At 55.8% G+C, this 23,069-nt stretch carries 24 protein-coding genes; 8 read left to right on the top strand and 16 right to left on the bottom strand.

What is annotated here, in order from left to right; all coding sequences use genetic code 11:
* Nucleotides 1-225 precede the first annotated feature (225 nt).
* Nucleotides 226-1,752, top strand: a complete 1,527-nt coding sequence (mltF, locus tag H7R58_RS16995) for a membrane-bound lytic murein transglycosylase MltF (RefSeq protein WP_182930175.1) — start codon at nt 226-228, stop codon at nt 1,750-1,752.
* Between the two features lies 1 nt (nt 1,753).
* Here the strand turns inward: mltF and tadA are convergent, their stop codons facing one another.
* Both tadA and yfhb read right to left on the bottom strand, forming a co-directional pair.
* Nucleotides 1,754-2,302, bottom strand: a complete 549-nt coding sequence (gene tadA, locus H7R58_RS17000; protein ID WP_106924060.1) for a tRNA adenosine(34) deaminase TadA — start codon at nt 2,300-2,302, stop codon at nt 1,754-1,756.
* A 31-nt stretch (nt 2,303-2,333) separates the two neighbouring features.
* Complete coding sequence (gene yfhb, locus H7R58_RS17005) at nt 2,334-2,969, bottom strand: phosphatidylglycerophosphatase C (RefSeq protein WP_182930174.1); 636 nt, start codon at nt 2,967-2,969, stop codon at nt 2,334-2,336.
* Nucleotides 2,970-3,195: 226 nt separating this feature from the next.
* Here yfhb and H7R58_RS17010 point away from each other — a divergent pair, with 226 nt between their 5' ends.
* Both H7R58_RS17010 and H7R58_RS17015 read left to right on the top strand, forming a co-directional pair.
* On the top strand, nt 3,196-4,044 hold the full coding sequence (locus tag H7R58_RS17010; RefSeq protein ID WP_106924058.1) for a MurR/RpiR family transcriptional regulator: 849 nt from the start codon (nt 3,196-3,198) through the stop codon (nt 4,042-4,044).
* A gap of 93 nt (nt 4,045-4,137) precedes the next feature.
* On the top strand, nt 4,138-4,398 hold the full coding sequence (locus tag H7R58_RS17015) for a YfhL family 4Fe-4S dicluster ferredoxin (RefSeq protein ID WP_106924057.1): 261 nt from the start codon (nt 4,138-4,140) through the stop codon (nt 4,396-4,398).
* Here the strand turns inward: H7R58_RS17015 and acpS are convergent.
* The 11 genes from acpS to rpoE all read right to left on the bottom strand — a co-directional run bounded on the left by acpS (nt 4,395) and on the right by rpoE (nt 13,759).
* The gene (gene acpS, locus H7R58_RS17020; protein WP_106924056.1) at nt 4,395-4,775 is read right to left on the bottom strand and encodes a holo-ACP synthase; all 381 of its coding nucleotides are present in this window, start codon (nt 4,773-4,775) and stop codon (nt 4,395-4,397) included. The genes H7R58_RS17015 and acpS overlap by 4 nt on opposite strands.
* The gene (pdxJ, locus tag H7R58_RS17025) at nt 4,775-5,506 is read right to left on the bottom strand and encodes a pyridoxine 5'-phosphate synthase (RefSeq protein WP_035891302.1); all 732 of its coding nucleotides are present in this window, start codon (nt 5,504-5,506) and stop codon (nt 4,775-4,777) included. The genes acpS and pdxJ overlap by 1 nt, the downstream gene beginning before the upstream one ends.
* Before the next feature lie 85 nt (nt 5,507-5,591).
* The gene (gene recO, locus H7R58_RS17030; protein ID WP_106924055.1) at nt 5,592-6,299 is read right to left on the bottom strand and encodes a DNA repair protein RecO; all 708 of its coding nucleotides are present in this window, start codon (nt 6,297-6,299) and stop codon (nt 5,592-5,594) included.
* Nucleotides 6,300-6,310: 11 nt separating this feature from the next.
* Nucleotides 6,311-7,216 carry a GTPase Era gene (gene era, locus H7R58_RS17035; RefSeq protein WP_106924054.1) on the bottom strand — a complete coding sequence of 302 codons (906 nt, stop codon included), beginning with the start codon at nt 7,214-7,216 and terminating at the stop codon, nt 6,311-6,313.
* Entirely contained in the window at nt 7,213-7,893 is a 681-nt protein-coding gene (rnc, locus tag H7R58_RS17040; protein ID WP_064543445.1) for a ribonuclease III, read from the bottom strand. The genes era and rnc overlap by 4 nt, the downstream gene beginning before the upstream one ends.
* A 219-nt stretch (nt 7,894-8,112) precedes the next feature.
* The gene (gene lepB / locus H7R58_RS17045; protein ID WP_106924053.1) at nt 8,113-9,087 is read right to left on the bottom strand and encodes a signal peptidase I; all 975 of its coding nucleotides are present in this window, start codon (nt 9,085-9,087) and stop codon (nt 8,113-8,115) included.
* 16 nt (nt 9,088-9,103) lie between these two features.
* Nucleotides 9,104-10,903: a translation elongation factor 4 gene (gene lepA, locus H7R58_RS17050; protein WP_106924052.1), complete on the bottom strand. Its 1,800-nt coding sequence runs from the start codon at nt 10,901-10,903 to the stop codon at nt 9,104-9,106.
* Between the two features lie 172 nt (nt 10,904-11,075).
* Complete coding sequence (rseC, locus tag H7R58_RS17055) at nt 11,076-11,552, bottom strand: SoxR-reducing system protein RseC (RefSeq protein WP_182930173.1); 477 nt, start codon at nt 11,550-11,552, stop codon at nt 11,076-11,078.
* Complete coding sequence (gene rseB / locus H7R58_RS17060) at nt 11,549-12,505, bottom strand: sigma-E factor regulatory protein RseB (protein ID WP_106924050.1); 957 nt, start codon at nt 12,503-12,505, stop codon at nt 11,549-11,551. Before rseB ends, rseC begins: the two co-directional genes overlap by 4 nt.
* Nucleotides 12,505-13,152: an anti-sigma-E factor RseA gene (gene rseA / locus H7R58_RS17065; RefSeq protein ID WP_106924049.1), complete on the bottom strand. Its 648-nt coding sequence runs from the start codon at nt 13,150-13,152 to the stop codon at nt 12,505-12,507. The genes rseB and rseA overlap by 1 nt, the downstream gene beginning before the upstream one ends.
* A 31-nt stretch (nt 13,153-13,183) precedes the next feature.
* Nucleotides 13,184-13,759, bottom strand: coding sequence for an RNA polymerase sigma factor RpoE (gene rpoE, locus H7R58_RS17070; RefSeq protein ID WP_106924048.1), 576 nt, complete (start codon nt 13,757-13,759; stop codon nt 13,184-13,186).
* 418 nt (nt 13,760-14,177) lie between these two features.
* On the opposite strand from rpoE, the gene nadB reads away from it, so the two are divergent.
* The gene (nadB, locus tag H7R58_RS17075) at nt 14,178-15,797 is read left to right on the top strand and encodes an L-aspartate oxidase (RefSeq protein ID WP_106924433.1); all 1,620 of its coding nucleotides are present in this window, start codon (nt 14,178-14,180) and stop codon (nt 15,795-15,797) included.
* On the opposite strand, the gene trmN is transcribed toward nadB, so the two are convergent.
* Nucleotides 15,782-16,522: a tRNA(1)(Val) (adenine(37)-N(6))-methyltransferase TrmN gene (trmN, locus tag H7R58_RS17080; protein WP_106924047.1), complete on the bottom strand. Its 741-nt coding sequence runs from the start codon at nt 16,520-16,522 to the stop codon at nt 15,782-15,784. The two genes, nadB and trmN, sit on opposite strands and share 16 nt — an antisense overlap.
* A gap of 127 nt (nt 16,523-16,649) precedes the next feature.
* Here trmN and srmB point away from each other — a divergent pair, with 127 nt between their 5' ends.
* Both srmB and H7R58_RS17090 read left to right on the top strand, forming a co-directional pair.
* Nucleotides 16,650-17,984 carry an ATP-dependent RNA helicase SrmB gene (gene srmB, locus H7R58_RS17085; RefSeq protein WP_106924046.1) on the top strand — a complete coding sequence of 445 codons (1,335 nt, stop codon included), beginning with the start codon at nt 16,650-16,652 and terminating at the stop codon, nt 17,982-17,984.
* A 58-nt stretch (nt 17,985-18,042) separates the two neighbouring features.
* Nucleotides 18,043-18,762: a GntR family transcriptional regulator gene (locus tag H7R58_RS17090; RefSeq protein WP_182930172.1), complete on the top strand. Its 720-nt coding sequence runs from the start codon at nt 18,043-18,045 to the stop codon at nt 18,760-18,762.
* Here H7R58_RS17090 and H7R58_RS17095 read toward each other — a convergent pair whose 3' ends face one another.
* Nucleotides 18,763-19,962: an enolase C-terminal domain-like protein gene (locus H7R58_RS17095; protein WP_106924044.1), complete on the bottom strand. Its 1,200-nt coding sequence runs from the start codon at nt 19,960-19,962 to the stop codon at nt 18,763-18,765.
* Between the two features lie 272 nt (nt 19,963-20,234).
* Here H7R58_RS17095 and H7R58_RS17100 point away from each other — a divergent pair, with 272 nt between their 5' ends.
* A complete protein-coding gene (locus H7R58_RS17100; protein ID WP_106924043.1) occupies nt 20,235-21,602 on the top strand; it encodes a PTS transporter subunit EIIC in 1,368 nt (455 codons plus the stop codon).
* A gap of 83 nt (nt 21,603-21,685) precedes the next feature.
* On the opposite strand, the gene grcA is transcribed toward H7R58_RS17100, so the two are convergent.
* Nucleotides 21,686-22,069, bottom strand: coding sequence for an autonomous glycyl radical cofactor GrcA (gene grcA, locus H7R58_RS17105; RefSeq protein WP_106924042.1), 384 nt, complete (start codon nt 22,067-22,069; stop codon nt 21,686-21,688).
* 317 nt (nt 22,070-22,386) lie between these two features.
* On the opposite strand from grcA, the gene ung reads away from it, so the two are divergent.
* Complete coding sequence (gene ung / locus H7R58_RS17110; protein ID WP_106924041.1) at nt 22,387-23,067, top strand: uracil-DNA glycosylase; 681 nt, start codon at nt 22,387-22,389, stop codon at nt 23,065-23,067.
* The last annotated feature ends 2 nt before the right edge of the window (nt 23,068-23,069 follow it).

The following is a 23,069-nucleotide window of genomic DNA, read 5'->3' on the forward strand; positions in this document are numbered from 1 at the left end:
TTTCAGTGTGCGCAATGGGGGAGAACGGCGGCTATTATAGAGAATCCTGCGGCCTGACGAAACCGTTTGCGTGGAAATAAAATCATCGTCCATCTTTAACATTCGGTGTGACGCGACTCGCGAATCAGTTGCCAACTGGCGCAATCTTAAGCAAAATGCCGCTCATTCTATAGCAACCCGCATCGTTATCAGGGAAACAAACTGGTATCAAAGCGAATTAACTATTTGAAAAAACTAAAGATTAATTATCTGCTGATCGGCGTTGTAACGCTGTTGTTGGCAGCGGCCCTTTGGCCCTCAATCCCCTGGTTTGGCAAACCAGAGAATCGCATCGCCGCCATTCAGGAGCGGGGGGAACTGCACGTCAGTACCATACTGTCGCCGCTGACCTACACCACGGTCAACGGCAAAGACTACGGCCTCGATTATGAGCTGGCCCAGCAGTTCGCCGACTACCTTGGCGTTAAGCTGAAAATCACCGTTCGCCAGAACATTAGCCAGCTCTTTGACGATCTGGACCACGGCGACGCCGATATGCTGGCCGCGGGGCTGGTTTACAACAGCGAGCGCGTGCAGAACTACCAGGCCGGCCCCACCTACTATTCCGTGTCGCAGCAGTTGGTTTATCGCGTCGGCAGCCCGCGTCCCCGCAGCCTGGGTACCCTCACCGCCGGGCAGCTTACCGTCGCGCCGGGCCAGGTCGTCATCAACGATCTGCAAAGCTTAAAAGAGAAGACGTTTCCTGAGCTCAGCTGGAACGTAGACGAAAAGCGCGGCTCGGTAGATTTGATGCAGGCGGTCATCGATGGCAAGCTCAGCTACACCATCGCCGATTCTGTCGCTATCGGTCTGTTCCAGCGCGTCCATCCAGAGCTGGCGGTTGCCCTCGACGTCACTGACGAACAGCCCGTCACCTGGTTTAGTCTGAAAGACAACGACAACACGCTCTCCGCGGCCATGCTCGACTTCTTCAATAATATGAATGAAGACGGGGCGCTGGCTCGCCTTGAAGAGAAGTATCTCGGCCACGGTGATGATTTCGACTATGTGGATACCCGCTCATTCCTGCGCGCGGTGGATAACGTGCTGCCAGACCTGCGGCCGCTGTTTGAGAAGCATGCCAGCGAAATCGACTGGAAGCTGCTGGCGGCCATTTCCTACCAGGAGTCGCACTGGGACCCGCAGGCCACCTCCCCCACCGGGGTGCGTGGGTTGATGATGCTGACGAAAAATACCGCGCAAAGTTTAGGCCTGAGCGACCGTACCGACGCGGAACAGAGTATCAGCGGCGGCATGCGTTATTTACAGGATATGATGACCAAAGTGCCGGACAGCGTGCCGCAGGAAGAAAAAATCTGGTTTGCGCTGGCGGCCTACAACATGGGCTATGCCCACATGCTCGATGCCCGTGCGCTAACGGCGAAACAGAAGGGGAATCCGGATAGCTGGGCTGATGTCAAACAACGCCTGCCGTTGCTGAGCCAGAAACCCTGGTACAGCAAGCTGACCTACGGCTACGCGCGCGGCCACGAGGCCTACGCCTACGTCGAGAATATCCGTAAATATCAGATAAGCCTGGTAGGCTATTTGCAGGAAAAAGAGAAGAAGGCCACAGAACAGATGGCGATTGCCGAGGCCTATCCGGCGGTCTCGCCGGATGAGCTAAACCGTAATCACTACGGCCTGTTTTCCTTTATGCCGACGCCGAACCACAGCGACGCGCTGTCATTCTTAATGTCGAAGCATAAATAAGTTATTCCGCCGGCAGATTTGCCGCTTTCGCCGCCTGCTTCAGTGCCTTCTGCTGCTGGCGGCGGTGGCGGAAGAAATCGCTTAGCATCGCCGAGCATTCATCGGCCAGCACCCCTTCCGTCATCTCAACGCGGTGATTCATTCCCGGGTGATGCAGCACGTCAATCAGCGACCCAGCCGCGCCGGTTTTAGCGTCGCGGGCACCGAACACCAGACTGCCGATTCGGCCGTGGACCATTGCGCCTGCACACATCACGCAGGGCTCCAGCGTGACGTACAGCGTCGTGTCAATCAAACGGTAGTTCTGCAATACCAGCCCCCCCTGCCGCAGCGCCATAATCTCCGCGTGCGCGGTAGGATCGTGACGGCCGATCGGGCGGTTCCAGCCTTCACCAATCACCTGATTGTTATGCACCAGCACCGCGCCAACCGGCACCTCGCCTTCTTCCCAGGCGCGTTTAGCCAGCACCAGCGCATGGCGCATCCAGTATTCATGGTTCTGTTCAATGTCAGACAACGTCGGGACTCCAGGTGATAAAACGCGGCGCATTATACACAATATCCATCAAAGCGCAGCGCCGCTATTCCAGCTGCTCCAGCTCGCCGTGCGGGGTTACGCGCCAGCGATGCTCACAGAAAAAGAGTAGCGGGTTATCCTGTTTACTGTCGCTGTATCCGCTGTATAAGCGCAGCGGTGCGCCCAGACGCAGCTCTAACTGCGCCACCTTCTCATGCCCCAGGCAGCGTACCGACAGCACGCGTCCACCACAAGCGCGCCGCATCTGACTGCCGATAAGATTCACCCGAGCCAGCCAGGGAGCGTCAGCGTAGACCCGCTCCACCAGCGTTTGTGGCGACCCGGTAATCAGCCAGACGTCAGCATCCTGATGCTGGAGATAGCTATCCAAACGCGCCTGTACCCTCGGGAACGGCGTGACCGTGGCACGAAACCAGATAATAAAGCTCGCTTCCAGCGCGTTGAGCGTCGCTTCGCGCCGCCCGAAGGTGCAGCCCCACAGCAGAACGCTCATCGGCCAGCGGGCCGCGCGGCCTTTGATCAGCATTGCGATGCCGATAAACGGCAGCAGCGGCAGCACCAGCAGCGCATTAAGCGGCAGACGGCGCAGCAGATAGTGGATGAACGCGCCAAACAGATCCTGCTGATGCAGCGTGCCGTCGAGATCGAAAAACACCACGCGGCGAGAATTGCGTGTCAAAGAAGCCTCCTGTATTCCTCACTGAGCAAGCCCACAGACTAGCAGATTGCCCGCCCGCTTTCGCCAAACGGCGGCTCAACGACGCTGGTGCACGAAAAGAGTTGCGTTTTTACCGACACATGGAATATTTAATTCGGTATATTCCGTTATAATAGAATACATAATTCTTTCCGACGAGCAGATTGCTGCTCTGGCGCAGCAGAGTTATCGCGTCCATGAGGTTGTTATGAATTGTTTAATCAGTATCCGTCAGCGTTACCCCCAGTTGGCGCAAAGCGACCGTAAGCTGGCGGATTTTATTCTGGTGCAGCCGGATCTGGCGCGTCACTTAAGCTCACAGCAGCTGGCAAGCCAGGCGGGTGTCAGCCAGTCCAGCGTCGTGAAGTTCGCCCAGAAGCTGGGTTTTAAAGGCTTCCCCGCGCTGAAGCTGGCGCTGAGCGAAGCGCTGGCCAGCAACGCGAATCCCCACTCGGTCGCGGTACATAACCAGATTTGCGGCGACGATCCGCTGCGCCTGGTGGGTGAGAAGCTGATTAAGGACAACGTGGCGGCGATGCACGCCTCTTTGGACGTCAACAGCGAAGACAAGCTGCTGGAGACCGTTAACCTGCTGCGTAACGCGCGACGTATCGTCCTGACCGGCATTGGCGCATCGGGGCTGGTGGCGCGTAACTTTAGCTGGAAGTTGATGAAAATTGGCTTTAACGCCGTGGCGGAGCTGGACATGCACGCCCTACTGGCCACCGTCCAGGCGATGACCCAGGACGATCTGCTGCTCGCAGTGTCCTACTCCGGCGCCCGACGCGAAATCAATCTCGCCGCCGATGAAACGCTGCGGGTGGGTGGCAAGGTGCTGGCCATTACCGGCTTTTCACCAAATACCTTACAACAGCGCGCAACCCACTGCCTGTATACCATTGCCGAAGAGCAGGCAACGCGCAGCGCTGCCATCTCTTCCACCAGCGCGCAGATGATGCTAACCGACCTGCTGTTTATGGGGCTGGTTCAGCAGGATCTGGAAAATGCACCGGAGCGTATTCGCCACAGCGAAGCGCTAGTGAAAAAGCTGGTTTGATCGGCGGTGCGATTACCACAGAAAAGGTATGGCCTGAGTGGAAAATGAGCGTATAATGCGCGCCCTGTTTATTTTGTTTCTGAGAAATTCCTGATGGCGCTGTTAATCACCAAAAAATGTATCAACTGCGATATGTGCGAACCGGAATGCCCAAATCAGGCCATTTCGATGGGTGATAGCATCTATGAGATCAACAGCGATCGCTGCACCGAGTGCGTCGGCCATTACGATACGCCAACCTGTCAGAAAGTGTGCCCGATCCCGAATACAATCCTGAAGGATCCGGCACATCCTGAGACGGAAGAACAGCTGTGGGACAAGTTCGTCGTGCTGCACCACGCGGATAAAATTTAGCTTTCGACGATCACCGTCGCGCAGGCGTAGTGGCGCTCATCGGCGAGCGTCACATGCATATGCGCCACGCCCATTCGCTCTGCCAGCAGCTTTGCCTCACCCCATAACCTCAGCTTCGGTTTTCCCATCTCATCGTTGTAAACTTCAAACTGGTTAAACGCCAAGCCGTTACGAATACCGGTACCCAGCGCTTTTGAGGCCGCTTCTTTGACCGCAAAGCGCTTAGCCAGAAAACGCACCGGCTGCTGGTGCGTCTCCCAGATGGCCCATTCGTTATCGCTGAGCACCCGGCGTGCAAGGCGATCGCCGCTACGGGCAATGACCCCTTCAATACGGGCGATTTCGACGATATCGGTTCCGAGCCCCAGAATCGCCATTACGCGCGCGCTTCCAGCATCAGGCGTTTCATCTCGGCAACCGCTTCTTTCAGGCCGGTCATGACCGCGCGGCCAATGATCGCGTGACCAATGTTCAGCTCGTGCATCTCCGGTAGCGCCGCGACGGCTTTGACGTTGTGATAGGTCAGGCCATGGCCGGCGTTCACTTTCAGCCCCAGGCTGGCGGCATAGGTCGCCGCTTTCGCGATGCGCTCAAGCTCTTTTGCCTGTTCCGCATCGGTGGTGGCATCGGCATAGCAGCCGGTGTGAATTTCGATATACGGCGCGCCAACGTCGGCAGCGGCTTTAATCTGTGCGTTATCGGCATCGATAAACAGCGACACCAGAATACCGGCGTCGGCCAGGCGTTTGCAGGCATCGCGCATTTTGTCGAGCTGACCGGCAACGTCCAGACCGCCTTCGGTGGTCACTTCCTGACGCTTTTCCGGCACCAGGCAGCAGAAATGCGGTTTGGTTTCACAGGCGATGGTCAGCATCTCTTCGGTAACCGCCATCTCCAGGTTCATGCGAGTGTCCAGCGTCTGGCGCAGAATGCGCACGTCGCGGTCGGTGATGTGGCGGCGATCTTCACGTAAATGCACGGTGATGCCATCCGCACCGGCCTGCTCGGCGATAAATGCCGCCTGAACCGGATCGGGATAGGCGGTGCCGCGCGCGTTACGCAGGGTGGCAATGTGGTCAATATTGACGCCTAACAGTAATTCAGCCATGACAATCCTCGTGTTTTTATTTTTGCGATCTTTCCCCTCACGCAGCCCTCTCTCTACAGAAGCAAAGCGCATGAGGCAATATAAGTTAACGCTTAGGCATAAACTGCCGGAATAATTCTCGGCTCTTCAACGGCTTCCCCCCAAGATACGGCTTTAGTGCCATACGGGTAAAGCGTTTCGCGGCGCGCAGCGAGTCCACGTCGGGAAATTCACGACTGGCCAGCGCTTTTAGCTGATGCCCGGTAAAGGTATTGTGATCGATCACGACGCTGGCAATAAAGCCTTTCTCTTCACGGTAGCGATAGGTCATGGTGTCTTCGACCTCATCCCCGCTGCCAGCGCAGTGGAGGAAGTCAACGCCGTAGCCCAAATGCCCCAGCAGCGCCAGCTCGAAGCGGCGCAGCGCCGGTTCAGGCGAACCCGTGGCGCCAGCCAGCGCCTGGATGCAGTGCAGGTAGTCAAAAAACAGCTCGGAAAAGCGGGTTTCGTGCTCAAGCACGCGCGACACCAGTTCATTGATGTACAGACCGCTGTATAGCGTGATGCCGCTAAGGGGAAGCGCCAGCGAAACGGCTTCGGCGCTGCGCAGCGTTTTCACTTCGCCACGACCGCCAAAACGGACTAACAGGGGGGTAAAGGGCTGAAGCGCACCTTTAAGGTTGGAGCGTTTGGAACGTGCGCCTTTCGCCACAAGGCGCACGCGGCCCGACTCTTCCGTGAAGACGTCCAGCATCAGGCTGGTTTCGCTCCAGGGGCGACTATGCAGAACAAAAGCGCGCTGCCAGCCCTCCATCGGGGTTATTCTCAGAGATCGTCGACGTAACCGAGACTGCGCAGCGCGCGCTCGTCATCCGCCCAGCCTGATTTCACTTTCACCCACAGCTCCAGGTGAACAGGCGCTTCGAACATCTCCTGCATGTCTTTACGGGCTTCAATACCGATGGTTTTGATTTTGGCGCCTTTATTGCCAATCACCATCTTTTTCTGCCCTTCGCGCTCAACCAGGATCAGGCCGTTGATGTCATAACCCCCCCGCTCGTTAGAGACGAAGCGTTCGATTTCAACGGTCACCGAGTACGGCAGCTCTGCGCCAAGGAAACGCATCAGTTTTTCACGGATGATTTCAGAGGCCATAAAGCGCTGGGAACGGTCGGTGATGTAATCTTCCGGGAAGTGATGGGTCGCTTCCGGCAGATGCTTGCGCACGATTCCGGCCACTGTGTCCACGTTCAGGCCGCTCTCCGCAGAGATAGGCACGATATCCAGGAAGTTCATCTGGCTGCCGAGGAACTGCAGGTGCGGTAACAGATCCGCTTTTTCCTGTACGTTATCGACCTTATTCACCGCCAGAATCACCGGCGCTTTGCCTTCGCGCAGCTTGTTCAGCACCATTTCGTCATCCGGCGTCCAACGGGTGCCTTCCACGACGAAAATCACCAGCTCAACGTCACCGATGGAGCTGCTGGCAGCTTTGTTCATCAGACGGTTGATCGCGCGTTTCTCTTCCATGTGCAGACCCGGGGTATCAACGTAGATAGCCTGGTACGCGCCTTCGGTATGAATACCGACAATACGGTGACGCGTCGTCTGCGCTTTACGGGAGGTGATAGAGATCTTCTGCCCGAGCAGCTTGTTCAGCAGTGTGGATTTGCCCACGTTCGGACGTCCGACGATGGCAATAAATCCGCAGTAAGTTTTTTCTTCGCTCATTCCAGCTCCAGCTTTTTCAGCGCCTGTTCGGCGGCAGCCTGTTCCGCCTTGCGACGACTGGAACCTGTGCCGACCACCGGTTCACTCAGGCCGCTAACCTGGCAGTGGATAGTAAATTCCTGATCGTGTGCTTCCCCACGCACCTGAACCACCAGATAGGACGGCAGCGGCAGATGGCGGCCTTGCAGATACTCCTGCAAGCGTGTTTTTGGATCTTTTTGCTTATCGCCCGGACTGATTTCGTCCAGACGCGTCTGGTACCAGGAGAGGATTAGCTTCTCGACAGTTTGAATATCGCTGTCGAGGAACACCCCGCCGATTAACGCTTCAACCGTATCCGCCAGAATGGATTCCCGACGGAAGCCACCGCTTTTCAGCTCGCCCGGCCCCAAGCGCAGGCATTCGCCCAGCTCGAACTCACGGGCAATTTCAGCCAGCGTGTTACCGCGAACCAGCGTCGCGCGCATACGGCTCATATCGCCTTCATCCACGCGCGGGAAGCGGTGGTAGAGCGCGTTCGCGATCACGTAACTCAAAATGGAATCGCCCAGGAACTCTAAGCGTTCGTTATGTTTGCTGCTGGCACTGCGGTGCGTTAACGCCTGTTGCAACAGCTCCTGATGAAGAAAAGTGTAGCCCAGCTTCCGTTGAAGCCGATTAATTACGATGGGGTTCATGCGATACCAAAATAAATAAATGCGTCAAAAATGCAGCACACGAAACAGACCTGAGGAAAACCAACGCGGTTTCGTGTGCCGTGTCTCCCATAAGAGACATCCGAAACTTCGGGGGGATATTCTATACGCAACGACAAGGGATGTCGTTAGTTTGAATAGATTAAAACTAAATAATTCACGCAGCGCACACCAGGCCGCTGCGTGAAGACGAACAGAGGATTAGTGAATGCCACCGATGCGGCTCAAACGCACGCCGGTCGGCCACTGGCCCTCTTGTTTTTCGAAGCTCATCCAGATAGCGGTCGCTTTACCCACCAGGTTCGCTTCCGGCACAAAGCCCCAATAACGGCTGTCCGCGCTGTTATCGCGGTTATCACCCATCATGAAGTATTGCCCCGGCGGGACGATCCAGGTTGCCAGCGGCAGACCGGACTGGTGGTAGTACATCCCAACCTGGTCCTGAGCGATAGGCACGGTCAGGATCCGGTGGTTAACGTCACCCAGCGTTTCCTGACGTTGATCCAGACGCACGCCATCGGCTTTACGCTCACCCTGCGGCATTTCGAAGAAGCCGCTGGTGGCTTCTCCGCCGTTGCTGCGGGAGAAGGTCTGTACAAAATCACTCGGCTCAACGTTGGAATAGGTCACCGGCAGCGCATTACCGCACGCCTGGCCGGAGCTGCAGCCTGGCTGAATGGTGACCTGCTTGGCGATCGGATCGTAGGTGACCTTATCTCCCGGCAGGCCCACGGTGCGCTTGATGTAGTCAAGGCGAGGATCTTCCGGGTATTTAAACACGACGATGTCGCCGCGCTTCGGATGGCCCGTTTCAATAATCGTCTTCTGGTAGATCGGATCTTTAATTCCATAGGCGAATTTTTCCACCAGAATAAAGTCGCCGATCAGCAGCGTTGGCATCATCGAACCGGAAGGGATCTGGAACGGCTCATAAATGAATGAACGGACGATCAGCACGATAGCCAGTACCGGGAAGACCGACGCGCCGGTTTCCAGCCAGCCCGGTTTCGGGCCGACTTTTTTCAGCGTCTTTTTATCCAGCGCTTCGCCGGTGGCAACCTGCGCCGCCGCCTGACGTTCCCGCCGTTTAGGGGCGAAGATAAATTTATCTACGCACCACAGGACGCCCGTCACCAGTGTGGCAATCACCAGAATCAGGGCAAACATGTTCGCCATGCCAACTCCTTAGAGATTATTTGTTGTCTTTACCAACATGCAGAATGGCAAGGAACGCTTCCTGCGGCAGCTCGACGTTACCGATCTGCTTCATGCGCTTTTTACCCTCTTTCTGTTTTTGCAGCAGCTTTTTCTTACGGCTGATATCGCCACCGTAGCATTTCGCCAGAACGTTTTTACGCAGCTGCTTCACCGTTGAACGCGCGATGATGTGCGTGCCAATGGCCGCCTGGATCGCGATATCAAACTGCTGGCGAGGGATCAGATCTTTCATCTTCTCGACCAGTTCACGCCCGCGGCTCTGGGAGTTGTCGCGGTGGGTAATCAGCGCCAGCGCATCGACACGTTCGTTGTTGATGAGGACATCAACGCGCACCATGTCAGAGGCCTGGAAGCGTTTGAAGTTATAGTCCAGCGACGCATAGCCGCGAGAAGTCGACTTCAGACGGTCGAAGAAGTCGAGTACCACTTCCGCCATCGGGATTTCATAGGTCAGCGCCACCTGGTTACCGTGGTAAACCATGTTGGTCTGTACGCCGCGCTTCTCGATACACAGGGTAATCACGTTACCGAGGTACGCCTGCGGCAGCAGCATGTGACACTCAGCGATTGGCTCACGCAGTTCGTAGATGTTGTTCAGCGGCGGCAGTTTGGACGGGCTATCAACGTAGATAGTTTCTTTCGCCGTGGTTTCAACTTCGTAGACGACGGTCGGCGCGGTGGTGATCAGATCCAGGTCGTATTCACGTTCCAGACGTTCCTGAATGATCTCCATGTGCAGCAGACCGAGGAAGCCACAGCGGAAGCCGAAGCCCAGCGCGGTTGAGCTTTCCGGTTCATAGAACAAGGAGGCATCGTTGAGGCTCAGCTTACCGAGCGCATCGCGGAAGTTTTCGTAGTCGTCAGAGCTGACCGGGAACAGACCGGCGTAAACCTGCGGCTTCACTTTTTTAAAGCCTGGCAGCGGTTTGTCTGCCGGGTTACGCGCCTGGGTCAGGGTATCGCCAACCGGTGCGCCAAGGATGTCTTTAATCGCACACACCAGCCAACCTACCTCGCCGCATTTCAGCTCGGTACGGTCAACCTGTTTTGGCGTGAAGATGCCCAGACGGTCGGCGTTATAGACCTGACCGGTGCTCATCACTTTGATTTTGTCGCCTTTACGCATGGTGCCGTTTTTAATACGCACCAGCGAAACCACGCCCAGGTAGTTATCGAACCAGGAGTCGATAATCAGCGCCTGCAGCGGGCCTTCCGCATCGCCTTCCGGCGGCGGAATGTCGCGTACCAGGCGTTCCAGCACGTCGGTCACGCCGACGCCGGTTTTCGCCGAGCAGCGAACGGCATCGGTCGCGTCGATGCCAACGATGTCTTCAATCTCTTCCGCTACGCGCTCAGGATCGGCGGCCGGCAGGTCGATTTTGTTCAGAACCGGCACGACTTCCAGATCCATTTCCATAGCGGTATAGCAGTTCGCCAGGGTCTGCGCTTCTACGCCCTGCCCGGCGTCAACCACCAGCAGTGCGCCTTCACAGGCCGCGAGGGAACGGGAAACCTCATAGGAGAAGTCGACGTGGCCCGGGGTGTCGATAAAGTTCAGCTGATAGGTTTCCCCGTCGGCTGATTTAAAGTCCAGCGTCACGCTTTGCGCTTTGATGGTAATGCCACGTTCGCGTTCCAGATCCATTGAGTCCAGAACCTGGGCTTCCATTTCGCGGTCAGAAAGGCCGCCACAAATCTGAATAATGCGGTCAGACAGCGTCGATTTACCGTGGTCGATATGTGCAATGATGGAGAAGTTACGTATATTCTTCATATATTAAAATATTTATGCCTTACGAATACTTTGAGGCCGCGGTACGGAGCCTGACATTATTGTCGTTCGAAAACGCCGCATTCTACACTACAACCGCGTAACCAGGAAATGCTCTTCCCGCAAGCATAGCGCTTCCTGCGAGCAGCGTTCCAAAAAAATAAAGCCAGTGTAATCACTGGCTCATTTCGGATGGCGATACCGTGCGGACCAGGTCGGGCGGGAGCCCCACGCTGATAATCACCGGCTGCCAGGTTTCCCGGGCGGCCAGCCGCGGCGAGAAGCCTTTGGCAACCAAAAAACCGCCCACACCGCCAAGCACCGCGCCGCACAGCGCGGCGATATCGCTACCGAACAGCACCTGAAACAGCGCCGCGACCACAAACAGCCCAAGCAGCGGTGACATATATACCAGCATGGCGGAACCGAGCAGGCTGCTTTCGCTGATACCCAGTTCAACCTTTTGCCCGGCCACCAGCGGCTGCGCGCTGGGTACAGAGATGGTGTGGCTGGTTTGCGGCCCGAGCTTGTTCAGCACCCGGCTGCCGCAACCCGCACGCGAGGCGCAGGTGTTGCAGGAAGCTTTGACATCACAGCTCACCTGCGCCACGCCGTTGTCCCACGCGATGACGGTGGCCCATTCTTTAATCATTGCGGCGCACCCTTGAATTGAATGCCGTCCGCCACGCGCTTCGCCGTTTGCGGCGGCAGTTCGCCAACGATGGTAATTTCGGCCTGGTTGCGAACCGTTGTGCTGACCGTGCGACGCCCGGTACGCAGCATTTGATCGCTGCTATTGGCCGCCGCGCGGTTGATATTAATGGAGAAGCTAAACAGGCCATCTGAGTAGAGACGAGACTCTACCGGGCTATCGACGCTCGGCAACGTGCGGCGGCTGCTGGAAACCTCTTTAAAGCCCTGTGGTACCCAGCTCGCGGACCAGTTCAGCGCGACGTTGTTGCTGGTTGGCACCGACAGCTGCGGCGGCAGGCTCGCTTTCGCCAGCCCCTGCATAATACCGCTAACCTGTTCGCCGGTGATAACCGCAATCACCCGGAACTGCTCCAGCGTTTCGCCATCGCGATCCAGCAGATCGACCCGCATTGGCAGCTTACTTTCGCTGTCGATCCAGACGATGTAGCTGTAACGCGTCCCGTCACGCGCCACGACGCGAATGACGTCACACATGCGATCGGCAATGCGCGTGCGCCCGACGGAGATAAAGTCGTAGTACGGCGCCAGACGTTTGAAGTCGGTATACACCAGAGAAGGCAAGGAATCGACAATATAGTCGCCGTTCAGCGTGAAGGGATCGAGGCCCGGCTCAAAGTAGCTGATTTCGTTGCCGCGCTGGACCACTGCCCGACGCGGGCCGTCCATTTGCAACAGCTCAGCCAGCGGCTGACCGTTCAGACGCACGTGCCGATAGCGTAACGATTCAACGCCGGATTTATTAATGCTGACGAACGACAGCTCGTAGTTGAGTGACTGACTGGCCAGATTCATTTCCTGCAACAACGCCCCGGACGATACATCAGCCGAGGCGTTTGCGGAGAAGAACAGGCTACCAGCCACAAGTGACATGGCACACCAAAGTTGCTTCATTACTGCGATTGCGTTCCTAGAGTTTGATAGCCTGGCACCTGAACAGCCGCTTGCTGAGTTTGTGCCTGCTCAAACTGAAGCTGTTCTGAATGCAAGCGACGCTGCAATTCATAATCCTGCAGCATAGCATTAATACGACGGCGCTGTTCCTGAACCTGCTGCTGACCGTTACCTGCGGATGCCTCCGAAGGAACGCCCAGGCTGACCGGGCTGGCTTTGCCCATCATCGGCAGCGTATTAAACACCGGTGACTCAGGCTGAGAGGAGTCCGGTTGCCCATTATAGTGCTGAACGCCGACAATAACAGCCAGCGAAACGCACGCGGCCACGCCCATTTGGGTGAGCGAACTGGCCCAGGGACGAACTTTGTTCCAGAACGGCATTTTTTGCCATTGATGAGGTGCTGGCTGGGCTTCAGGGATGAGCGGCGCGGTCGGTTGCCGAACGGGCTCATTTTCGATGGCGGCCATCACGCGAGAAGAGATATCAAAGTGAAGCACTTCACTCGTATCGCCACGCAGCGAGTCACGAATGAGGTGATAGCTCTCCCAGGTTTCCTGCAGCTCTGCCGAGCGTGTTAACTCAGTCAACAGCTCGTTATCCAGCGTTTCACCATCCATTAAGGCGGAAAGTTGTTCTTTCTGCATGCCTAATACCTTTTCCAGTATCCCGCTTCCGTCAACGCCTGATAAGCGGTTGAACTTTGTTATCGATAGCTTCTCGCGCTCGGAAGATACGTGAACGAACCGTACCGACCGGGCAATCCATAATAGCCGCTATCTCTTCATAGCTTAGGCCATCGAGCTCCCGCAAGGTAATTGCCATGCGTAAATCTTCCGGAAGCGCTTCAATGGTGCGAAAAACTATCTGTCTCAGTTCTTCTGACAACATTAAGTTCTCAGGGTTCGAAATTTCTTTCAAAGCGCCGCCGCTTTCAAAGTTTTCGGCCTCGTTCGCGTCTACATCGCTGGACGGCGGACGACGCCCCTGAGCAACCAGGTAATTTTTAGCTGTGTTCACCGCAATGCGGTACAGCCACGTATAGAAAGCACTATCTCCCCGGAACGAATCCAGCGCACGATAGGCCTTAATAAAAGACTCTTGTACGACATCCGGCACGTCGCCGGATGGCACATAGCGGGAAACCAGGCTCGCAACCTTATGCTGGTAGCGGACGACCAGGAGGTTAAAAGCCTTTTGATCTCCTTTCTGGACCCGTTCAACAAGAACCTGATCCGTTAACTGCTCACTCATCCGAGGTAATGTCTCCCCAAACCCTATTCCCATGCGTAATCAGAATGCCACTCCAACACTGCATTATGAGCAAGCATAAGCTTAGAGCGTTCGATTTTCGTAAAGTTCCGTTACGCTTTGTTTTTTGTTTCGCAGCAGACCGTTCATTGTCTGTCATTATAAGTCTGCCGATGTTAACAGATGTGTAAGTTGCGAAATAAAAACGCAAATCGACTGAAGAGTAACGTAACCCGGGCTTTTTTTCATCATAAATAGCGGTGATAGTCCCTGCGTTTATTCAGATTTTTTATCCCCTTGAGCCGCGCGCCCCCTCACAAGATGTTTAGTCATTACAACATAAGATCAAAAAAAACCCTGCCCATGTCGCTTTTATGGTGCTAATCTGCCCACACCGTGTTTAGTAAATTAAACAATCATGATGAACTCACTCCCAGAACACTCCTGTGATGTATTGATTATCGGTAGCGGGGCTGCCGGTCTTTCACTGGCGCTGCGTCTTGCTGAGCACAGCCAGGTGATCGTCCTGAGCAAAGGCCCGATAAGCGAAGGCTCAACCTTTTACGCACAAGGGGGCATTGCCGCCGTTTTCGATGAAACCGACAGCGTGGACTCGCACGTTGAGGATACGCTGATTGCCGGCGCGGGCATCTGCGATCGCCAGGCTGTCTCGTTTGTGGCCAGTAACGCCAGACACTGCGTGCAGTGGCTTATCGACCAGGGCGTGCTGTTTGACACCCAGGTTCAGGCGAACGGCGAAGAGAGCTACCATCTGACCCGCGAAGGCGGTCATAGCCATCGCCGGATTCTGCACGCCGCCGACGCTACCGGGCGCGAAGTCGAAAATACGCTGGTCGGTAAGGCAATGAATCATCCGAACATTCGCGTGCTGGAACGCTGCAACGCCGTCGACCTGATTGTTTCAGATAAAATCGGCCTGCCGGGAACCCGTCGCGTTGTTGGCGCGTGGATCTGGGACCGCAATAAAGAGAAAGTAGAAACCTGCTCGGCAAAATCGGTGGTACTGGCAACGGGCGGCGCGTCAAAGGTGTATCAGTACACCACCAATCCGGATATCTCATCCGGCGACGGTATCGCCATGGCCTGGCGCGCAGGCTGCCGCGTGGCCAACCTCGAGTTTAACCAGTTCCACCCCACCGCGCTGTATCACCCGCAGGCGCGCAATTTTTTGCTCACCGAAGCCCTGCGAGGCGAAGGTGCGCACCTTAAGCGCCCGGATGGCAGCCGCTTTATGCCGGACTTCGACGAACGCGCTGAGCTTGCGCCGCGCGATATCGTCGCCCGCGCTATCGACCATGAGATGAAGCGTCTGGGCGTTGATTGTATGTATCTGGACATCAGTCATAAACCGGAAGCCTTTGTGCGCCAGCACTTCCCGATGATTTATGAGAAGCTGCTGGGGCTGGGCATCGATTTGACTCAGGAAGCGGTGCCGATTGTCCCGGCCGCGCACTACACCTGCGGCGGGGTGATGGTCGATGACTATGGTCGTACCGATGTCGACGGCCTGTACGCCATCGGAGAGGTAAGCTACACCGGCCTGCACGGTGCCAACCGTATGGCCTCTAACTCACTGCTGGAGTGTCTGGTATACGGCTGGTCTGCGGCAGAAGATATTCTCAAACGCATGCCGTATGCCCGTCAGATTGACACGCTGCCTGCCTGGGATGAAAGCCGCGTGGAAAACTCCGATGAACTGGTTGTGATTCAGCACAACTGGCACGAGCTACGGCTGTTTATGTGGGACTACGTCGGCATCGTTCGCACCACCAAGCGGCTGGAGCGTGCTCTGCGCCGCATCACCATGCTTCAGCAGGAGCTGGACGAGTATTATTCACGTTTCCGCGTCTCCAATAATTTGCTGGAGCTGCGCAACCTGGTGCAGGTCGCAGAACTGATCGTGCGCTGCGCGATGATGCGTAAAGAGAGCCGTGGGCTGCATTATACGCTCGACTACCCGGAGCTGCTTGCGGACTCCGGGCCGTCAATTCTCTCACCGCTGGTTCACATAAATAAATAGAACGCCTGGGTCAGTGCGGCGTAGCCTTCTGAGTACTGCTGCTCTGGCCCACGGATCGTTAGCCTGTCGCTATAGCACTCCCCGCCTTGCGGCGAGAACGCCAGCAGAACGCGATGCGGTAAACGGACTTCGGTTTCCGCGACGTCGGTGCGCAGGCGCAAATGCCAGCCCATCGACAGGGCCTGCTGTGTAAAGGTCTGGCCGATATTTTCCGGCAGCACAACGCAGAAGAAGCCGTCTTCGGTGATGGCATCCGTCGCACAGGCCAGCAGAGCCTGATGATCGAGCGTGGTAGTATAACGCGCCTGCTCGCGCTGCGGCGTAGCGCATTCAACGCCCTGCTCGTAGTAAGGCGGATTACTGACGATCAGGTCATAGCGCGTCGTCAACCCGGCCACCCACTGCTGAATATCGGCCGTATGCACCGAAATACGGTCGGCCCACGGTGATTCAGCCACGTTTTCCCGCGCCTGTGCAGCAGCATCCTCGTCCAGCTCTACGGCATCCACAGTGACATTCTCATCGGTGCGCTGCGCTAGCATTAACGCCAGCAGCCCGCTACCCGCGCCGATATCCAGAACCCGGCTGACGCGGGCGATCGGCGCCCAGGCACCGAGTAAAATGCCGTCAGTACCGACCTTCATGGCGCAGCGGTCGTGGGCGACAAAAAACTTTTTAAAGGTAAATCCGTTGCGACGCAGCGCGGATTTAGAATCAGACGTCATAAGTAACCTTGCGGGCCAAACCAGATAACTATTCGGCTATGAACAATACCCGAGAACAGATAGCCGCACAAACAGATGAAGATTAGAGCCGTAACGTCTATAATCAGCGCCTCACACAGAGGTAATCATGACTGTAACGACTTTTTCCGAACTTGAACTTGACGAAAGCCTGCTGGATGCCCTCCAGAGCAAAGGCTTTACACGCCCGACTGCCATTCAGGCTGCCGCCATTCCGCCTGCGCTCGATGGACGTGATGTTCTCGGTTCTGCGCCAACCGGCACCGGTAAAACAGCGGCGTATTTGCTGCCTGCGTTGCAGCACCTGCTCGACTTTCCGCGTAAAAAATCCGGACCGCCGCGTATTCTGATCCTCACGCCGACGCGTGAACTGGCAATGCAGGTCGCCGATCATGCCCGCGAACTGGCCAAAAATACCCATCTGGACATCGCCACCATCACCGGCGGCGTGGCCTATATGAACCATGCCGAAGTGTTCAGCGAAAACCAGGACATCGTGGTCGCCACCACCGGTCGTCTGCTGCAGTACATCAAAGAAGAAAACTTCGACTGCCGGGCCGTTGAGACGCTGATCCTCGATGAAGCAGACCGCATGCTGGACATGGGTTTTGCCCAGGATATCGAACACATCGCTGGCGAAACTCGCTGGCGCAAACAGACGCTGCTCTTCTCCGCCACGCTGGAAGGCGAAGCGATCAAGGACTTTGCCGAGCGTCTGCTGGAAGATCCGGTTGAAGTATCCGCCACGCCGTCAACCCGCGAACGTAAGAAGATTCACCAGTGGTACTATCGTGCCGATAACTTCGAGCATAAAGTTGAGCTGTTGAAGCACCTGCTGAAGCAGGAAGACGCCACCCGCACCATCGTGTTTGTGCGTAAGCGTGAGCGCGTGCATGAACTGGCTGAAATTCTGCGTCAGGCTGGAATTAACAACTGTTATCTCGAAGGCGAAATGCCGCAGATTAAGCGTAACGAAGGCATCAAACGTCTGACCGACGGCCGCGTAAACGTTCTGGTTGCCACCGACGTTGCCGCACGCGGGATTGATATCCCCGACGTCAGCCATGTGATTAACTTCGATATGCCGCGCGGCGCCGATACCTATCTGCACCGTATCGGTCGTACCGGCCGCGCGGGTCGGAAAGGCACGGCGATTTCACTGGTGGAAACGCACGATCACCTGCTGATGCTGAAAATTGGCCGCTACATCGAAGAGCCGCTGAAGTCTCGCGTTATCGATGGGCTGCGCCCGACCACTCGAGCGCCAAGCGAGAAGATGACCGGCAAGCCGTCGAAGAAAGTGCTGGCGAAGCGCGCCGAGCAGAAAAAAGCGAAAGACAAAGATAAACCGCGCGTGAAAGTGCGTCACCGCGATGCCAAAAACGTCGGTAAGCGCCGCAAGCCTAGCGGCAGCGGGACCGGTGAGCAAAGCACCGAAGAGTAAAACTAACGCCGGGACCTATTCCCGGCGTTTTTATATCGACGGGTAAGGGATAGCGGCCATGAAGAAAAAAGAGTTCGTGACTCAGGACCTCCTCAGCAAAATTTACCAGCAGCCGGGTGATGGGCCGCGTAAGCTACCGCCGGAGCGTCAGTTGGCCGAAGAGTACGGCGTATCGCGATTCACCATCCGCCAGGCGCTGGAAAAACTCGCCAGCATTGGTGTAGTGCGCATTGTGCAGGGCTCTGGCATCTGGATTAACGAGCAGACGCGCGGCAATCCACTGGTCTATAACTCGATCACCGAAAAACGCTTCGACCAGATGCGTTACCGGATGATCAGCCTGCACAAGAAGCGCCCCGAGCGAGAAGACCGGCAGATTTTCGGCCTGACCGACGACGATTTTATCTGGCAGTTCTGCCGCCTGCGCTTTGTCGATAACGTCGCCACGCAAATTGAAGTCTCGCGGATGCCCGCGACGATGTTCAGCGACCTGAACCAGGAGGTCATTGAACGCTCGCTACAGCAGTATGTACTGGAGAAGGGTTACCCGATTTCCCACCTGCTGACCAGCTACCGGGCGATTAGCGTCAGCCGTGAGCAGGCCGCCCTTCTTGGCTGTAAAAAAGGCAGCCCGGCCATGCACATCAATAACCGGGGGATCCTCGACGGCGGGCAGGTGTATGAGATCAGCGACATCGTCGATATCAACTACTCCTGCACCTACGTTATCCCCCATAACCGCGACAACCTCGCTTTTCGCCAGCAGCCGCAGGCTTAGTTACGGTGTATGCATCGTTCCGTCCGGCAGACGGCTTTGCGTCCACTCGTGCGGGCGATAGACCACTGGATGCGCCAGCGCCTGCGCTTCATCAAAACCGACGCCAATACCCGGTTCCATTGGTGGATAGATAAAGCCGTTGTTCACCACCGGCCCGCCAGGGAAGACCGCATCCGTGGCGATGGCGCGCGGAATAAATTCCTGAATCGCGGCGTTGTGCAGATGAATATTCAGATGCGTATTCACCGCCACGCCGATAGGCGTCATGTCGCCAGGGCCATGCCATGCCAGACGTACGCCAAAGGCCTGACACAGTACCGCCAGCTTCAATGCCGGGGTGATGCCGCCAATCTGCGAAATATGGCAGCGAATAAAATCAATCTGCCGGTTAACGATAAGGTCATGCCATTCCGCCGGATTATTAAATAGCTCCCCCATCGCCAGCGGCACGCAGGTTTGCTGGCGAATCTGCGCCAGCCACGCGCTCTGCTGCGGCGGTAAAATGTCCTCGATAAACCACGGCTGATAAGGTTCCAGCAGCTTCGCCAGTTGGAGCGCCTGCTGCGGGAAGAGGCGCTCGTGGACATCGTGCAGAATATGAAAGCGGTGGCCATAGCGCGCACGCAGCAGGCGGAACATCTCTACCGTGTTGCGGATGTACTCATCCTGATCGAACCAGGCGCCCGGCGTTGGATTTTCTGGCGTCTGCATTTCACGCGGCGTACCGCCGTAAAAGCCGAGCTGGCAGCGGATGTAGCGATAACCCTGCTCCAGCAGCTTATCCACCGAGATAAACAGTTCATCCGGCGTTTCGCCGCTGGCGTGCGTGTAGGCCGAGATGGCATCGCGTGATTTTCCACCCAGCAATTGGTACAGCGGCATGCCGGCCAGCTTGGCCTTGATGTCCCATAACGCCATATCCACGCCGGAGATGGCGTTGTTCATTACCGGACCGTTGCGCCAGTAGGCGTTGACGTTCATCATCTGCCAGAGATCTTCGATATTATTCGCATCGCGCCCCACCAGCAGCGGCTGTAGATATTCATCGACCATGGTTTTCACCGCCAGCGGGCGCTGCTGGAAGGTGGCGCAGCCGTAGCCGACGGTGCCGCTGTCGGTCGTCACCCGTACCGTCACCAGATTGTGACGGTCAGGGCGTGTGATAAAACAGTCAATCGCAGTAATCAGCGTGGGTTTCACTGAAGGCTCCCTGGGAAAATAATAATAAGACTGGCATTATCTTCACTCTATTTTTGCGGTTCGGTAAACCTTTTTATTAAATATATTTTTTGGTTTAAAAAGGGGGTTATTTCCAATAAAAAAACGAACCAATTTAATCACAAGTAGCGATATAAGAGCCTTATAAAGGCAAATTGTGATTGAAATCATATTTTATTGGTTTGTTTTTATTGATGCGCTTACTTACCATTCAGCGAGACAAACAAAACAACAAACTTACCGCAGGAGCCATTATGGGGACGCAAGAGGCTATCAGCAGGATTATTCGACTGGTAGGTGGGCAGGAGAATATCAATAAAGTCTGGCACTGTATGACCCGGCTGCGCTTTGATTTAATTGATGATAATAAAGTGGCGCAGGATGAAATTAAGCAGTTGCCCGGCGTACTCGGCGCTCAGTTGCAAAGCGATCAGTTTCAGATCATTATCGGCCCGAAGGTGAACAGCTGGTATGAAGCGCTGCAGGAAGCCCTCGGCGCTAACAACCAGGCAGCCACCAGCGGGAAAAGCAAAGAACGCAAAAGCCTGGTTTCGCTGTTTATGGATACCGTCTCCGGCGTATTCGGCCCGATAGTCCCCGCCATCGCTGGCGCCGGGATGATCAAAGGTCTGCTTGCCGGGCTGATTGCGCTAAAAGTGGTGTCGACCAAAAGCGATACGGTAATGATCATCGATCTCATTGCCAGCGGCGTATTTTATTTCCTGCCGTTTTTCCTTGCCGTCTCGGCGGCGAAGATCTTTAAAACCAACGAATATCTGGCCGCCGCCGTCGCCGCCTGCTTGATGTACCCTACGCTTATCGACGCCGCGAAAGCGCTGGCTGCACATCAGGCCGATGCCGCCTCCGCGTTGTGGTTGTTTAACGCCATTCCGGTATCGGTGTTCAACTACGCCTCCAGCGTTATCCCGGTGATTTTCTCCATCCTGGCGCTGAAATACATTCACCAGGCGGTCGACAGGATCATGCCCGACGTATTGAAAACCGTCTTTACCCCCACGCTGACGCTGTTTCTCGCCGCGCTGGCCGCGCTGGTGGTAATTGGGCCTATTGGAATCTGGCTGGGTAAAATGCTGGCGTGGTTTATCGAAGGGCTGTTTGGCGTGTCGGCAAGCTTTGCCGGGCTGGTGGTGGGCGCTATTCGTCCGGTGGCGATCCTCACCGGGATGCATCATGCGATGACCCCCATCGCGCTGCAAAACTTCAGCGACCGCGGCTATGACATGCTGATGCCAATGATGTTCATGGCCAACATGGCCATTGCCGGGGCGACCTTCGCCATCTGGCGTCTGAATAAAGACAACCGCACGGTCACGCTCTCCGCTGCTATCTCCGCACTGCTGGGCATTACGGAACCGGCGCTGTTTGGCGTACTCACCCGCTACAAGAAAGCGTTTATCGCCGCTACGGTAGCAAGTTCGTTGGCTTCCGCGTTTATTGCTTTCTTCGGCGTGCGGCTGTATGGCTATATTTTGTCGAGCATTTTCAGCCTGCCCGCCTATATTGGCCCGTACTTTATCTTTGCGATTTCCGGCGTTGCCATCGCGCTAGTGCTTTCCTTCACCCTCACCACTCTTCTGGTGGGACGCGAGCAGTCCAGATAAAAAAATCCCCCGCAGGCACCCTGCGGGGGATTTGTCATGAGTACTGGGTTACCCCAACGCCACGTTTTCCCACCCCTGAGAAATTACAGGCTTTCAGTGAAAGTACGCGCGATAACGTCGCGCTGCTGTTCCGGAGTCAGAGAGTTGAAGCGTACCGCATAGCCAGACACACGGATGGTCAGCTGCGGGTATTTTTCCGGGTGCTCAACGGCGTCCATCAGCGTTTCACGACGCAGAACGTTCACGTTCAGGTGCTGACCACCTTCTACGCGGACTTCTGGTTTTGCTTCAACCGGAATTTCGCGGTATTCGATGTCGCCCAGCGCACTCACGGCAACCACGTCATCTTCTTTGAAACCGCCTTTTGCACACAGGCAGCGTGCTTCACCTTTCTCGCTGTCGAGCAGCCAGAATGAGTTCAGCAGGTCGTCGTTTGCAGCTTTAGTAATCTGGATACCTGTAATCATTTGATGCCTCCCTAGGCTCTTTATATTCGTTTCTAACCAGCCACTTTCCGGCCAATTGGTAAAACCATTGTTGCTTGAGTGTATATATACCCCTCGAACACCCTTGATTCTTTGATTTAAATCAATAAAAACCACACCACAAAAGTGGTCATAGGGGAAAATACTTGTTTTGCATCAAGTTACGCACCTCGCAACAACCAAAAATCTTTGTAAATCTTCAACTTTTTTTATCACTCTCAACGCCATTCCACTATCCGATTTTGTGATGGGGAAAGAAGCAGTTAAGCTATGGCGAGAGAAATTCGCAGGAGAGCGAGATGACAACCCCATTAACCTGGCACGACGTGCTGGCCGCTGAAAAAGAGCAGCCCTATTTTGTGAATACGCTGGCAACCGTGGCCAGCGAACGCCAGTCAGGCGTAACCATTTATCCGCCGCAGAAAGATGTGTTTAACGCTTTCCGCTATACCGAACTGCGCGATGTCAAAGTGGTGATCCTCGGGCAGGACCCTTACCACGGCCCAAACCAGGCGCACGGGCTGGCGTTTTCCGTTCAGCCAGGTATTGCCACGCCGCCGTCCTTACTGAATATGTATAAAGAGCTGGAAGGCACGATCCCCGGCTTTACCCGCCCGAACCATGGTTATCTGGAAAGCTGGGCGCGCCAGGGTGTTCTCCTGCTCAACACCGTGCTGACCGTACGCGCCGGCCAGGCACACTCGCACGCCAGCCTCGGCTGGGAAACCTTCACCGATAAAGTGATTTCATTAATTAATGAGCATCGCGAAGGCGTCGTCTTTTTACTGTGGGGATCGCACGCGCAGAAAAAAGGAGCCATTATTGACACCCAGCGTCATTGCGTGCTGAAAGCGCCACATCCCTCGCCGCTCTCCGCACACCGTGGATTCTTTGGCAGTAATCACTTTGTGAAAGCGAATCAGTGGCTGGAACAACGCGGCGAAGCGCCGATTGACTGGATGCCGGTGCTGCCGGAGTAACC

Origin of the sequence: Klebsiella sp. WP4-W18-ESBL-05 (genome assembly GCF_014169075.1) — a bacterium.
Lineage (GTDB): Bacteria > Pseudomonadota > Gammaproteobacteria > Enterobacterales > Enterobacteriaceae > Kluyvera > Kluyvera ascorbata_B.